We start from the raw sequence: 13012 nt of genomic DNA on the forward strand, positions 1-13012 counted from the left end.
GGCGGGCGACGGTGACCGCGCGTCGGCCTACAACCGCGACAGCACCGCGTCGGTCACGTCGCTCGTGGTCGCCTCGCCGCCGAGGTCCGGCGTCCGGGGGCCGGACTCCAGCGTCTCGGTGACGGCCGCGCGGACGCGCCGACCGGCGTCGTCGTACTCGAAGTACTCCAGCAGCATCGCGGCCGACAGCATCGCCGCGGTCGGGTTGGCGACGCCCTCGCCCGCGATGTCGGGCGCGGTGCCGTGGACCGGTTCGAACAGCGCGCGCTCGTGGCCGACGTTGGCGCTCGGCAGCAGGCCGAGACCGCCGACGAGGCCGGCCGCGAGGTCCGAGAGCACGTCGCCCGCCAGGTTCGGACAGACGACGACCTCGAAGTCCTCGGGGCGCTGGACGAGGTACATCGCCAGCGCGTCCATCAGCGCGTCGTCGTAGTCGACGTCGTACTCGGCCGCGACTTCGCGCGCAGTGTCCAGGAACAGGCCGTCGGTGACGCGCATCACGTTCGCCTTGTGAGCGATTGTCACGCGCTTTCCGCGTTCGGCGGCGTATTCGAAGCCGTAACGGGCGATTTCCCGGGAGGCCGCCTCGGTAACCACCCGTGTCAGGGTGGTTACGCCCGGCGCAATCTCGGCCTCGTGGCCGGCGTAGACGCCTTCCGTGTTCTCACGGACGAAGACGAGGTCGGTTTCGGGGTGCGGGGCGTCGGTGCCGGGGTAGGCTTTGACCGGTCGGACGTTGGCGAACGAGTCGACCGCGCTCCGGAGGGGGAGGATGACGTCGGCCGCCGTCTCGCCCGCCGCGCCGAACAGCGTCGCGTCGGCGTTCGCCGCCAGGTCGCGAGTCTCCTCGGGAAGCGCTTCGCCCGTTTCCTCTTTCACGTGGTCGCCCGCGTCCGCCTCGACGAACTCGAAGTCGGCCGCCGAGACGGCCTCCAGTACCTCGCGGGCCGCCGGGACGACCTCCCGCCCGATTCCGTCACCCGGAATCACGGCTATCTCGTGGGTCATGCGTGGAATTCGCTCGCGCGGTAAAAAGAGGGTGTCGATGTGACTGCCGGCGGCCGGTCACCCGACTCGGCGACGATGGGGGATGGCCTATTGCAAGAACGGTGAATCCCCTGAGTCCCTCTCCAAGGACGGGGCGTTATGTAGAATCGTATGCGAGCGTCGAAAGCGAGCGAGGGTCTGCGAATCGATACTCGCGGAACGCTAGGACAGAATCGGAATCAAACTGGTGGTGCGAACCGGCGACGGAGTCAGTCCGAGCGCGATTTCTCGACGTAGGGCAACTCGGCAGCCGTCTCGGCGACCGCCTCGGCGTTCGACTTCAGGAGCGCGGTCGTGTCCCAGACGCCCTCGACGAGCGCCTTGCGCTGGGCGTCGTCGACCGTCGCGTCGATCTCCGTGTCGTCGTAGCGGACCGTCTCGTCAGCCACGTCGACCTCGATTTCGGCGTCGGGGTTGTCGTCGACGTAGTCCTGGAGCGCCTCGATGTCCTCCTGGTCGGCGGTGACCGTCGGCACGCCGAGCGCGAGGCAGTTGCCCGCGAAGATCTCGGCGAAGCTCTCGCCGACGACGGCGTCGATGCCCCAGCGCTTGAGCGCCTGCGGCGCGTGCTCGCGCGAGGACCCGCAGCCGAAATTGGCGTTGACGACCAGCACCGAGGCGTCCCGGAACTGGTCCTCGTTGAACGGGTGGTCCTTGGGTTCGTCCTCGTCGTCGAACCGCTGGTCGTGGAACGCGAACTGGCCCAGGCCGTCGAAGGTGACGACCTTCATGAACCGCGCGGGGATGATCTGGTCGGTGTCGATGTCGTTTCCGCGTACGGGCACGCCCGCGCCCGCGACGTGTTCGACGGTCTCGATGTCGTCGTTCACGCCTTCGTCACCTCCGAGTCGGGGAGGTCGGTTTCCTCGAGTTCGCGCACGTCGGTGACCTCCCCGCGAATCGCGGCCGCGGCGACCATCCGGGGGTTCATCAGCACGGTCTTGCCGTCCTTGCTCCCCTGTCGCCCGACGAAGTTGCGGTTCGACGAGGAGGCGCAGGCCTCGTCGCCCTCCAGTTGGTCGGGGTTCATCCCCAGACACATCGAACAGCCGGCTCCGCGCCAGTCGAAACCGGCCTCTTCGAAGACCTCGTCCAGCCCTTCGGCCTCTGCGGCGGCCTTCACGCGCTGGCTGCCGGGGACCACCATCGCGCGCACGTCGTCGTGAACCTCCCGGCCGGCGACGACGCGCGCCGCCCGACGCAGGTCGGGCAGACGCGCGTTCGTGCAGGAACCCAGGAACGCGACCTGGATGGGGTAGCCCTCCATCGTGTCGCCGGGTTCGACGCCCATGTGCTCCTGGGCGCGCCGGGCGGTGTCCTGCTTCTCGGCGGGTAGTTCTTCGGGGTCGGGAATCGGCTCGGTGACGCCGACGCCCTGGCCGGGCGTGGTGCCCCAGGTCACCGTCGGTTCGAGTTCGGAGCCGTCGATGACGACCTCGTCGTCGTACTCGGCGTCGGGGTCGGACCTGACGGACTCCCAGTAGGGTTTGAGCTTCTCGAACTTCTCGGGGTCGTCGCGGAACGCGTCGGTGTCGGCCAGCCACTCGTAGGTCTTCTCGTCGGGGTTGACGTAGCCCGCGCGGGCGCCGCCCTCGATGGACATGTTGCAGATGCTCATCCGCCCCTCGACGTCGAGGCTCTCGATGGCCTCGCCGGCGTACTCGTAGACGTGGCCGACGCCGCCGTCGGTGCCGAGTCGGCGGATGACCTCCAGGATGATGTCCTTGGCCTCGACGCCCTCGCCGAGTTCGCCCGTCACGCGGATGCGCCGGACCTTCTGTTTCTCCATCGCGACGGTGCCGGTCGCGAGTACGTCCCGAATCTGGGAGGTGCCGATGCCGAACGCCAGCGCGCCGAACGCGCCGTGGGTCGAGGTGTGACTGTCGCCGCAGACCACGGTCATCCCCGGCTGGGTCAGCCCCTGCTCCGGGCCGATGACGTGGACGATGCCCTGGTCGCCGGTGTCCGGACTGGAGAAGTCGATGCCCGCCTCGCGGACGTTCTCCTCCAGTTCGGCCATCATCTCCTCGGCCGCGCCCTCGTAGGGCCGATCGCGGTCCTCGGTCGGGACGATGTGGTCGACGGTGGCGTGGGTGCGCTCGGGGTAGGCGACCTCCAGGTCGCGCTCCCGGAGCATGCCGAACGCCTGGGGGCTGGTGACTTCGTGGACGAGGTGGAGGCCAACGAACAACTGGGTCTGGCCGGTCGGGAGTTCGGTCACCTTGTGGCGGTCCCACACCTTGTCGTACAGGGTGCCCTCGCTCATGCTGACCACCGGGTGTTCACTACGGCGGAATACCCCGCACTATGCGTCTCTACGTCCGAAAATGCGCGTACGAAGTTCATCGTGGGCTCCCGGTTACTCCTCTACCGCCTCGTTTTCCGCGCCGCGCTGGAAGACTCGATTCGCACCCTCGCCGTAGGGCGGCGTGTGGTCGACGTCCTCCATGGTGGCCGAACCCGCTGGTTCGGCCTCCGGGCGTCCGCCGTCGGCGGCCACGACCGGGCCGCGCTCGAACGGCCGGTTGATGGCCCCGCGGGCGGTGTACGGGTGGGTGTGGTTGACGTCGCTCATGGTTCGGTCGGTCGATTCTCGCGTCGCGTCGGGTCGGTCGGTTCGGTTCATCGGTTTCAGTCGTCGGCTTGCACTCGCGTCTTCTCGGACTCGTCGTCCTCGTTCGATTCCTCGGCCTGCTCGTCGGCCCACGCGAAGAGGTCGCGCAGGCGCGCGCCCACGTCCTCGATGTCGTGGTTGACGTCGGCCTCCTTGTGCTGACGGTAGACCGGCCGGCCGGTCTGGTTCTCGGCGATCCACTCGCGGGCGAACTCGCCGTTCTGGACCTGTTCGAGCGCCTCCTCCATGTTCTCGCGGACGCCCTCGTCGACGATGGCGGGGCCGCGGGTCAATCCGCCGTACTCTGCGGTGTCCGAGACGGAGTCCCACATCTCGCGCATCCCGCCCTCGTACATCAGGTCGACGATGAGCTTCATCTCGTTCAGGCACTCGAAGTAGGCCATCTCGGGGCTGTAGCCGGCGTCGACCAGCGTCTCGTAGCCCACTTTGATGAGTTCGGTGATACCGCCACAGAGCACCGCCTGCTCGCCGAACAGGTCGGTCTCGGTCTCCTCGCGGAACGAGGTTTCCACGACGCCCGCGCGGGCACAGCCGATGGCCTGCCCGTAAGCGAGCGCCTCCTGCTTGGCGTCGCCGGTCGCGTCCTGGTAGACCGCCAACAGGCCGGGCGTCCCCTCGCCGTTCTCGTAGTTCCGCCGGACGAGGTGGCCCGGCGACTTCGGCGCAATCATCGTCACGTCGACGTCCTCCGGGGGCTCTATCTGGCCGTAGTGGATGTTGAACCCGTGGGCGAACTGGAGCGTGTCGCCCGCCTCCAGGTTCTCCTTGATGTCCTCGTACACCGCGGACTGGACCGTGTCGGGCACCAGCACCGAGACGATGTCGGCGTCGGCGGCGGCCTCCTTCGGGGTCGTCACCCGCAGACCGTCGGCCTCCGCGGCGTCCCGCGACGAGGAGTCCTCGCGCAGACCCACGATCACGTCCACGCCGCTGTCGGCGAGGTTCTGGGCGTGTGCGTGGCCCTGGCTGCCGTAGCCGAGTACGGCCACGGTCTTGCCTTCGATGTGCGAGCTATCGGCGTCGTCGTCGTAGTACACTGTCGTGTCGAATTCGTCAGTCATCGTCTGAAGTCTCCTTCTGTATCTGCAGGTCGGTCTGGTTGACGGTGCTCTCGGCCGACGCGGCGGGTGATTCGCCCGGGGTGGTCGGCGTGTCGCCCCGCGAGAGGGCGGTCTGGCCGGTCCGGGCGATTTCGATGATGCCGAACTGCCGGAACGCGTCGACCGCGTCGTCGATCTTCTGGTGGTCGCCGGTGATCTGGACCGTGATGGTCCGCGGGCCGGCGTCCAGCGTCTGGCCCTCGTACATTTGGGTGATGGCGTGGACCTTGTCGGGTTCCTCGCCACGGACCTTCAGCAGGACGAGTTCGGCCCGGACCGCGTCGTCGTCGAGTTCGCCGACGGCGATGACGGGCACGAGCTTCTCGACCTGCTTCTTTATCTGGTCGATGCCGGCGTCGGTTTCCTCGACGACCAGGGTGATGCGGGCGTGGCCCTCGACCGTGGTCGAGCCGACGGTGAGGCTCTCGATGTTGAACTGGCGCCGGGAGAAGAGTCCCGACACCTTCGCCAGCACGCCCGGTTCGTGCTCGACCAGCGCCGAGACGACCGCTTTCCGGGTGTCCTGTTCAGCGTGGGCCTCAGGGTCGATGCGCTCGCCCTGGGCATTGCGCCGACCCGTCGGTTGGGGGCGCTCCTCGGGCGCGGGCCCTTGCAGTCCCCCGGTCACAGCTGACCCTCCTCCAGCGCGAACTCGCCGTTGGCGCCGCCCGAGGGGACCATCGGGTAGACGTTCGCGTCGGGGTCGATGCGGAAGTCGATGACCGACGGACCGTCGTATGCCATCGCGGCCTCGACGGCGTCGGCGACCTCGTCGTAGTCCGAAACCGCGAAGCCCTGCGCGCCGAACGCCTCGGCGATCTTGTCGAACTCGGGGCACCAGTCGTACTCGGAGGCCGAGTGGCGGCCCTCGAAGAAGGCGTCCTGCCACTGGCGGACCATCCCGATGTACTCGTTGTTGAGCACCGCGACCGTGATGTCGAGGTTCTCGCGGACCGCGACCGCGAGTTCCTGGAGCGTCATCAGGAACGAGCCGTCACCTTCGACGGCGACGACCTGTTGGTCGGGCGCGGCCAGTTTCGCGCCGATGGCCGCGGGCAGGCCGTAGCCCATCGTCCCCAGGCCGTGGCTCGAAACCCACGTCCGGGGCTGGGTGAACGTCCAGTACTGGACCGCCCACATCTGGTGCTGGCCGACGCCGGTCGTGACGATGGCGTCGTCGTCGGTGGCCTCGTCCAGCGCCTCGACGACGAACTGCGGTTTCAGCGGTTCGTCGTCGGGCGTCTGATAGTCCATCGGGTATTCGGCCTTCCACTCGCGGCACTGCTCGCGCCACGCCTCGGCGTCCGGGGCGCGCTCCATCTCGGCGCCGACCTGTTCGAGGACGGTGCCGGCGTCGCCGACGACCGCCACGTCGGCCTTGACGTTCTTCGAGATCTCGGCGGGGTCGATGTCGACGTGGACGACCTCGGCCTCGGGCGCGAACGTCTCGACGCCGCCGGTGAGTCGGTCGTCGAACCGACAGCCGATGGCGAACAGCACGTCGCAGTGGGTCGTCGCCATGTTGGCGTAGCCGGTGCCGTGCATCCCGACCATCTCCATCGCGAGTTCGTCGTCCTCGGGGTAGACGCCCACGGCGGGCATCGAGGTGGCGACCGGAATGCCGTACTCGCGGGCGAACGCCCGCAGTTCCTCGCTGGCGTCCCCCTTGACGACGCCGCCGCCCGCCAGGATGACGGGCTTCTCCGCGCGTTCGAGCGTGCGCGCGGCCGCGGCGACCGACTCGGCGTCGGCCTCGGTCGCGGGGTTGTACGTCTCGGGCGTCGCGGGTTCACCCGGGTCGGCCGCCGTCTGGGCGTTGGTCACGTCCTTCGGCAGGTCGACCAGCGTCGGCCCGGGTCGCCCTTCGGCGGCCAGTTCGAAGGCCTCGCCCACCGTCGGCCCCGCCTCGTCGGCGGTCTGGGCGAAGTAGTTGTGTTTGGTGATGGGCGCGGTCATCCCGGTGGTGTCCGTCTCCTGGAAGGCGTCGCTCCCGACGAAGTTCGTCGGGACCTGGCCGGTCAGCGCGACCATCGGGTCCGAGTCCATGCTGGCGTCGGCGAGGCCGGTCGCGAGGTTGGTCGCGCCCGGTCCCGACGTCGCCAGGCAGACGCCGGGCGTACCCGAGACGATGCCGTAGGCGTCGGCGGCGTGGGCGGCCGCCTGCTCGTGGGCCATCATCACGTGGCGCAGTTCCGAGTCGTACAGCGCGTCGTAGACGGGCATGATGGCTCCGCCCTGGACGCCGAACAGCGTCTCGGCGCCCGCGCGTTCGAGCGCGGCGATGACGGCCTGAGCGCCCGTCCGAACGGGATTCGGCTCGGCTGCGCCGTCTTCGGACGCGGCGTCCGCGGATTCGGACTCGTCGGCGTCGGCGGACTCGGCGTCCGCCTCGTCCTCGGTCCGTCGCGGCGACGCGGACTCACTCACGGGTGGTCCCTCCGTTGGTCGGGGTTCGATACTGCTGTCGTGTCTGTGTGGTATTTCGTGTCACGTTCGGCGGTCGAGCGCGCGCTGGCTCTGGAGACGATGCAAACTGGAAACCGATTCGGAGGAGAGGTGTAGTAGGGGCTCAGGCCCCTACAATAATCACGCGCTCGACGGCCGCGACGCTCTCGGTCTGCGAGGGCGTCTGCGGAGCGTACGGCGACCGTCGCATCGTTATGGACAGTGTACCGTGCCGGAAGGTTATAACCCTTACTCGCCGGGCAACGATTGCGCGAACCGGCCGACCCTGTCACGCCCGCCGCGCGCGGCTGGCGGGTCGGGGCGAACGCCGGAACGGGCATTACGCGCTCGCCTCCCGTTCCTTCCGTGAGACGCCGACCTCGCGGGCGAACCGCTCCAGGTCGGCGACCGTGACGCGGTTCTTCTCCGCGCCGTGGTCCTTGACCCGGCGCGTGACCTCCCGGACCTCGTCGTCGGTCGGCGAGAAGCCCCGCTCGTCCAGGCGCTTGCGCACCGAGTTGGTGCCGGTGTGCTTGCCCAGCACGAACTCCCGCTGGGCGCCGACCATCTCGGGGGTCATGCAGCCCGGCTCGAAGGTGTCGCTGTTCTCGATGACGCCCGCCGCGTGGATGCCGCTCTCGTGGGCGAAGGCGTTGTCGCCGATGACCGGCTTGTTGGCCGGCACCGGCACGTCGCTGTAGGTTTCGACCATCGAGGAGATCTCGGCGATGCGAGTCGTCTCGATGCCGGTGTCGACGCCGTAGACGGCCTCGGCGGCCATCACGACCTCCTCGTAGGCCGCGTTGCCCGCGCGCTCGCCGATACCGTTGATCGAAACCTGGGCCTGGTCGGCCCCGGCCTCGAAGCCGGCCAGCGCGTTGGCCGACGCCAACCCGAAGTCGTCGTGGGTGTGGACGTCGATGCGCGCGTCGGTGTGCTCTTTGACCGTCTTCACCAGGTCGGCGAAGCGCGTCGGCGTGGCGACCCCGCAGGTGTCGGGGATGTTGATCCACTCGACGCCCGCCTCGGAGACGGCCTCGACCATCTCGACGAGGAACGCCTCGTCGGTCCGAGTGGCGTCCATCGGCGAGAACATCGGCGTCGCGCCCGACTCCGCGACGCGTTCGACGGCGCTCACGGAGCGTTCCTTGACCTCTTCGCGCGTAGCGTGCATCGAATCCTCGATCTGGACGTCGCTGGTCGACGCGAAGACGTGGACCATCTCGACGCCGGAGTCGATGGCCGCTTCGACGTCCTTGTCGACGACGCGCGCCAGCCCGCAGGTCGTCGCCGACGTGCTCGCGGCGATGTCGCTGACGGCCTCGAACTCGGCGTCCGAGTTGACCGGGAACCCGGCTTCGATGACGTGGGTGCCCATCTCGTCGAGCGCGGCCGCGATGGCGCGTTTCTCGTCGTAGGAGAAGGATGTACGCGGTGCCTGTTCGCCGTCGCGCAGGGTGGTGTCGAAGACCCGTACAGACTCGAACTCAGTAGTGGTAGCTAACGTACCCTCGAAGAACTCGACCCCCCCGACTGGTGTCGGAGGAGTGCATGTCGTGATCTGACATTGTACTCTGACGTGGGGCCATTCTCCTATTTAAGGCTACCGCTGAGACAGGTGCGGTCGGGCGCGAGACAGGTCCGGACGGACACCGGACAGACAAAACCGCAAGCAAGCAACGACCTGATACTGTGGATACGTCTTTATACATCCTAATACGCCTGCGTCGGATAGCTGACTTAAGGTGGAGTCCGGCGCGGGATTCGGACGGACGTCACGGGTTCGCGCAGTGGCGCGCGACTCGCGTGCCACTGCGGAGCGACGGTCGGGGTACTACTCGCACAACGTCGGGCCACTTCGAGCCACGGTCCGGCACCTACCGACGCCCACTGCCCGGTCGTACTCGAAACGGCGCTTTCCGGGGGGCCACACGCCTAAGTGTGGGGGCGTCGTAGCTCCGATGCTATGGCGAACGAGGAAGTTACCGACCTGCTGAAGAAGGCTTACGCCGACGAGATCGAGACAGTGATGAACTACCTGACCAACTCCATCGTCCTCGACGGCGTGAGCGCCGAAGAGGTCAAGGAGAGCCTCGAAGCCGACATCCAGGAGGAGCTCGGCCACGCCGAATTGCTCGGCCAGCGGCTCAAGCAACTCGACGAGCGCCCGCCGGCCTCCTACGACTTCGAGGCCCGGCAGGAGAGCCTCCAACCGCCGGAGAACAGCACCGACGTGCTGTCGGTCATCAATGGCGTGCTCGACGCCGAGGAGGACGCCATCGAAACCTACCGGTCACTCATCACGGCCGCGGGCGACGAGGACCCCGTGACCGAGGACATCGCGGTCACCATCCTGGCCGACGAGGAGGCCCACCGGACGGAGTTCCGCGGCTTCAAGCGCGAGTACGAGAGTTAGTAACGTCGCGACAGCATCGAGTCGCGCTTCACACGGCCGCGGCCGAGCGAGCGACGGCGAAATTTTATCGGCGTTCCGCGGACGCTTCGACGGGCGATGTTTCGGGGAAACCGACGTTCTCCCGAGCGCCCGACCTGACCCGAAACTCCGAGCGATATTAGCAAACGTTCCGACATTTCAGCAGGGGCAAGGATTTTGCCGGGGGAGTGCGAGCGACCGCGTATGACTAGTGGTTTCGACCTCGACCTCCAGACGGTCGAGCAGGAGATACAGCCCGAAAGCGACGAGGAGACGCCCGGAGAACGCCGAATCGTCCTCGGCGTGCTCGACGCGACGAGCGACCAGCGCGAGTGGTTCGACGTCGTGGACCGCGGCGACGTGCTCGTCCTCTCGGTCGACGGCGACCTGAGCGACCTGGCCGGCGACCTCGCGCCGATGGTCAAAGAGCGCGGCGGCAACGTCGTGCACTTCCGACAGTTCCTCATCGTCTCGCCGGCCGACGTGAGCATCGACGCCGACCGACTCCGATAGCCGGCCGAGTCGCATCCCACCGCCGGTCGGCGGCGGGACGCAAATCGGACGTATAGCAGCCGTCGGTAGCATGGTTTCTTTATTCATAACTGTCCGTGTAACCGTCGCTCAATACAGAGCGTGTGTCTATCACTGCCACCGACGACTTGACCTACAGTTGTTAGAAACAGCGTGCTGAATAGAGGGCGCGTATCTCGCAAGAGATGGTCCAAAGCTTGCTACTGGAATCGTTCGATACAGAGGGTGAGTGTAGCATAGGAGTACGTTCGATTCGGCATGGACGATCGAAACAGGCGATAGGTACGTTCTATTAGCCCGTGTGCGCTTTACTATCGCCACGAGCGTCGAGCCAGAGTGTCGCCGTCCCAGTTATCACGACGAGGCCTGCATTTACGACGAGTAAGAGCAGGCCGCCACTGGCCTTGGCAGGCGCTCGTGACAGTAATGTTATTCCCCCAGCAGCTGCGGCCGGGACGAGTGCGAGGGCAGCGACGACGCCGACTAGCGTGTCTGTCCGATCTTCGTCGGTCGCTATCCCCGCCGCGATACCCGCCGCGGCAGCAGCAACGACGCTGTACCAGCCGACCGTAACGCGTTCCTCGAGTAGTGGTTTCTCGATGAGGTTCGCCTCAGGTGGGAGAACTCCTGTCGTGTTCAGTATCATCGTCGTGACGATAGCCCCAGCAGTCGCAGCCAAAAGACCGACGAACGCGACCAAGACCCCGAATCCGGCTCGATTCAACCGGTTGGCAGCAAGGCCAGCGGAAACGAGTTCCAAAGGCGTCAACGCCGGGGCAACGACCATCGCGCCGATGAGGATTGGAATCGAGTTGGTTAGGAGAGCCACGCCAGCAAGCACACCGGACATCGTCATCAAAACAAGATACGACGTATCAAGGCCGACCTGTTCGTTGAGGTTCTCACACTTTTCGACGAGTGAGACTCCGGGAGACATATCGAAGAAACACGGGCGTGTCGGTTGAAACAATTGCGACTATGCGAGAGTGTCTAATGATGGAACTCCTGCCGTACTATTGCACTCTTCTTCGCCCCATCTACCCTCTGTGTTCAGCACGCACCCCGCAATACCATCTGTAACTGACATAATTCTCATGGTCAATTCGCACCACACATTGATCAAAACCATCGGATTAGCTACGGACTCGAAACTGGGCAAAGAAACCGTGCTACAAGCTACTGATAGGCGTCTTCTCAGGAAACCCGGGCGACTCCCTCGAAACGCAGAGCGTCACCGAAACGTCAGGTAGTGGCCGTCGGGGTCGCGCACGCGGACGCCGCCGTCGCCGTCCAGTTCCTCGACCGCGCACGCCCGGTCGGCGACGGCGTCGGCCGCCGCGTCGGGGTCGTCGGCCGAGAACCCAACGTCCACGTGGAGTCCACCGCGGGCGTCGGCGATGCCGCGCTGGGGTTCCCAGAGTTCGAGGTCGACCGGGCCGGCGAGTCGGACCCGACGTCGCTCGTCACCCCGGTCGACCGCCTCGAAGCCGAGCGCCCGATAGAACGACTCGGCGCGCGCGAGGTCCTCGACCTCCAGGACGATCTCGAACACGCCGGAGATGGCGTCCTCGCCCGACCCGACGCTCCCGATTTCGACGCAGTTCCCGTCGGGGTCGTAGAAGTACAGCGACCGCGACCCGCCGAAGTCGAACTCCGAGAGGTCGAACTCGGCGTCGAGGCGGTCGCGCCACGACTCGTAGCGGTCCGGCGGCGCGGCGAAGGCGTAGTGGGTGTGGACGCCGCCTCGCGGCACCGGGCCCGGTTCGCGAAGCCGTAGCTCCGTCTCCCCCGCCGAGAGCGCCACTTCGCCGTCGGTTTCGTCGACGACCGGTAAGTCGAGGTGGTCCTCGTAGAACGCGCGGGCGCGGTCGAGATCCTTCGCTTCGAGCGCCAGCCAGCGCAACCCCGAGAGCATCGCTCGGGAGGTACGCGAGCCGTGCGCTTAAACCGTCGGGAACGGGGTCTTTGTAGGTCGAGTCCGTAGCCGCCGACATGCCACTCAAACGGAGCAACCCGGCGACCGACTTCGAGGAGATAGACCGCTGGGACGGCGGCGTCGGCTGGATCGCCCACCCCGACGAGTCGATGGAGCGCGCCAGCCACGCGCTCGCCGTCGACGGTGCGGTGTGGGTGGTCGACCCGGTGGACGCGCCGGACGTGGACGACCTCGTCGGCGAGTTCGGCGAGGTCGAAGGCGTCGTCGTCCTGCTGAACCGCCACTACCGGGACGCCGACCGAATCGCGCGGCGTCACGACGTTCCCGTCTACGTCCCCTCGTGGTTCGACCGACCGGACGACGTGACCGCCCCGGTTCGGGGGTTCGAGAACGGACTCCCCGAGTCGGACTACCGCCTGCTGAAGGTCGTCGACTCGTTCGGCTGGCAGGAGGCCGCCCTCTACGACGGCGAAACCGGGACGCTCGTCGTTCCGGAGGCGGTCGGGACCGCCCCGTTCTTCCGCGCGAAGGGCGAACGCCTCGGTGTCCACCCGATGCTCAGGCTGACCCCGCCGCGCGTGCTCCGCGGTTTCCGACCCGAGCGCGTGCTGGTCGGGCACGGCCGGGGCATCCTCGACGGCGCCGGCGACGCGCTGTCGACGGCGCTCGGCGGCGCGCGCCGCCGAGCGCCCGGCCTGTTCGTGCGGACGGTCCGGGCGCTCCTGACGAACTGACTCGCGGGGTTCCGGTCGAACGATTCGACGGAAACCACTCTCCCGACGGAAACTACTCCTTGCGGGCGGTAAATTTTTGTCGCCATCGGCTCAAATCCCCACCGTGAGCATCGTCCGAGGGGTACGAGCGGGGAGTCTCGGAGGAGGCGG

At 67.2% G+C, this 13012-nt stretch carries 13 protein-coding genes; 3 read left to right on the forward strand and 10 right to left on the reverse strand.

The features are described 5' to 3' along the window. Nucleotides 1–27: 27 nt before the first annotated feature. The 8 genes from NGM07_RS02620 to NGM07_RS02655 all read right to left on the reverse strand — a co-directional run bounded on the left by NGM07_RS02620 (nucleotide 28) and on the right by NGM07_RS02655 (nucleotide 8788). Nucleotides 28–1008, reverse strand: coding sequence for an isocitrate/isopropylmalate dehydrogenase family protein (locus NGM07_RS02620; protein WP_253516530.1), 981 nt, complete (start codon nucleotides 1006–1008; stop codon nucleotides 28–30). 248 nt (nucleotides 1009–1256) lie between these two features. Next, nucleotides 1257–1877 (reverse strand): 3-isopropylmalate dehydratase small subunit, encoded by a 621-nt coding sequence (gene leuD, locus NGM07_RS02625; protein ID WP_253516533.1) that lies wholly within the window; start codon nucleotides 1875–1877, stop codon nucleotides 1257–1259. Beyond that, nucleotides 1874–3313, reverse strand: coding sequence for a 3-isopropylmalate dehydratase large subunit (leuC, locus tag NGM07_RS02630; protein ID WP_253516534.1), 1440 nt, complete (start codon nucleotides 3311–3313; stop codon nucleotides 1874–1876). The genes leuD and leuC overlap by 4 nt, the downstream gene beginning before the upstream one ends. Before the next feature lie 93 nt (nucleotides 3314–3406). Then, a complete protein-coding gene (locus NGM07_RS02635; protein ID WP_253516537.1) occupies nucleotides 3407–3673 on the reverse strand; it encodes a DUF7989 family protein in 267 nt (88 codons plus the stop codon). Between the two features lie 5 nt (nucleotides 3674–3678). Further along, nucleotides 3679–4743 carry a ketol-acid reductoisomerase gene (ilvC, locus tag NGM07_RS02640; protein ID WP_253516539.1) on the reverse strand — a complete coding sequence of 355 codons (1065 nt, stop codon included), beginning with the start codon at nucleotides 4741–4743 and terminating at the stop codon, nucleotides 3679–3681. After that, entirely contained in the window at nucleotides 4736–5410 is a 675-nt protein-coding gene (ilvN, locus tag NGM07_RS02645) for an acetolactate synthase small subunit (protein WP_253516548.1), read from the reverse strand. Before ilvN ends, ilvC begins: the two co-directional genes overlap by 8 nt. After that, nucleotides 5407–7209 carry a biosynthetic-type acetolactate synthase large subunit gene (ilvB, locus tag NGM07_RS02650; RefSeq protein WP_253516550.1) on the reverse strand — a complete coding sequence of 601 codons (1803 nt, stop codon included), beginning with the start codon at nucleotides 7207–7209 and terminating at the stop codon, nucleotides 5407–5409. Before ilvB ends, ilvN begins: the two co-directional genes overlap by 4 nt. Before the next feature lie 358 nt (nucleotides 7210–7567). Further along, the gene (locus NGM07_RS02655; RefSeq protein ID WP_253520137.1) at nucleotides 7568–8788 is read right to left on the reverse strand and encodes a LeuA family protein; all 1221 of its coding nucleotides are present in this window, start codon (nucleotides 8786–8788) and stop codon (nucleotides 7568–7570) included. A 405-nt stretch (nucleotides 8789–9193) separates the two neighbouring features. Here NGM07_RS02655 and NGM07_RS02660 point away from each other — a divergent pair, with 405 nt between their 5' ends. Next, nucleotides 9194–9643 carry a ferritin-like domain-containing protein gene (locus tag NGM07_RS02660; RefSeq protein ID WP_253516559.1) on the forward strand — a complete coding sequence of 150 codons (450 nt, stop codon included), beginning with the start codon at nucleotides 9194–9196 and terminating at the stop codon, nucleotides 9641–9643. Between the two features lie 222 nt (nucleotides 9644–9865). After that, the gene (locus NGM07_RS02665) at nucleotides 9866–10174 is read left to right on the forward strand and encodes a DUF5779 family protein (protein WP_253516561.1); all 309 of its coding nucleotides are present in this window, start codon (nucleotides 9866–9868) and stop codon (nucleotides 10172–10174) included. Nucleotides 10175–10484: 310 nt separating this feature from the next. Here NGM07_RS02665 and NGM07_RS02670 read toward each other — a convergent pair whose 3' ends face one another. After that, nucleotides 10485–11129 carry a DUF389 domain-containing protein gene (locus NGM07_RS02670; protein WP_253516563.1) on the reverse strand — a complete coding sequence of 215 codons (645 nt, stop codon included), beginning with the start codon at nucleotides 11127–11129 and terminating at the stop codon, nucleotides 10485–10487. A gap of 294 nt (nucleotides 11130–11423) precedes the next feature. Further along, on the reverse strand, nucleotides 11424–12107 hold the full coding sequence (locus tag NGM07_RS02675; protein ID WP_253516565.1) for a VOC family protein: 684 nt from the start codon (nucleotides 12105–12107) through the stop codon (nucleotides 11424–11426). A 77-nt stretch (nucleotides 12108–12184) separates the two neighbouring features. Between NGM07_RS02675 and NGM07_RS02680 the strand changes: the two genes are divergently transcribed. Continuing rightward, nucleotides 12185–12862 (forward strand): hypothetical protein, encoded by a 678-nt coding sequence (locus NGM07_RS02680; protein WP_253516568.1) that lies wholly within the window; start codon nucleotides 12185–12187, stop codon nucleotides 12860–12862. Nucleotides 12863–13012: the final 150 nt, after the last annotated feature.

Origin of the sequence: Halorussus vallis (genome assembly GCF_024138165.1) — an archaeon.
GTDB lineage: Archaea > Halobacteriota > Halobacteria > Halobacteriales > Haladaptataceae > Halorussus > Halorussus vallis.

What these genes read in the sequence shown, in the direction of transcription:
- NGM07_RS02675 (WP_253516565.1), bottom strand. Translation starts at nt 12,107, where the DNA reads ATGCTCTCGGGGTTGCGCTGGCTGGCGCTCGAAGCGAAGGATCTCGAC.
- NGM07_RS02620 (WP_253516530.1), bottom strand. Translation starts at nt 1,008, where the DNA reads ATGACCCACGAGATAGCCGTGATTCCGGGTGACGGAATCGGGCGGGAG.
- NGM07_RS02665 (WP_253516561.1), top strand. Translation starts at nt 9,866, where the DNA reads ATGACTAGTGGTTTCGACCTCGACCTCCAGACGGTCGAGCAGGAGATA.
- NGM07_RS02680 (WP_253516568.1), top strand. Translation starts at nt 12,185, where the DNA reads ATGCCACTCAAACGGAGCAACCCGGCGACCGACTTCGAGGAGATAGAC.
- NGM07_RS02670 (WP_253516563.1), bottom strand. Translation starts at nt 11,129, where the DNA reads ATGTCTCCCGGAGTCTCACTCGTCGAAAAGTGTGAGAACCTCAACGAA.
- NGM07_RS02660 (WP_253516559.1), top strand. Translation starts at nt 9,194, where the DNA reads ATGGCGAACGAGGAAGTTACCGACCTGCTGAAGAAGGCTTACGCCGAC.
- ilvC (WP_253516539.1), bottom strand. Translation starts at nt 4,743, where the DNA reads ATGACTGACGAATTCGACACGACAGTGTACTACGACGACGACGCCGAT.
- NGM07_RS02635 (WP_253516537.1), bottom strand. Translation starts at nt 3,673, where the DNA reads ATGAACCGAACCGACCGACCCGACGCGACGCGAGAATCGACCGACCGA.
- leuC (WP_253516534.1), bottom strand. Translation starts at nt 3,313, where the DNA reads ATGAGCGAGGGCACCCTGTACGACAAGGTGTGGGACCGCCACAAGGTG.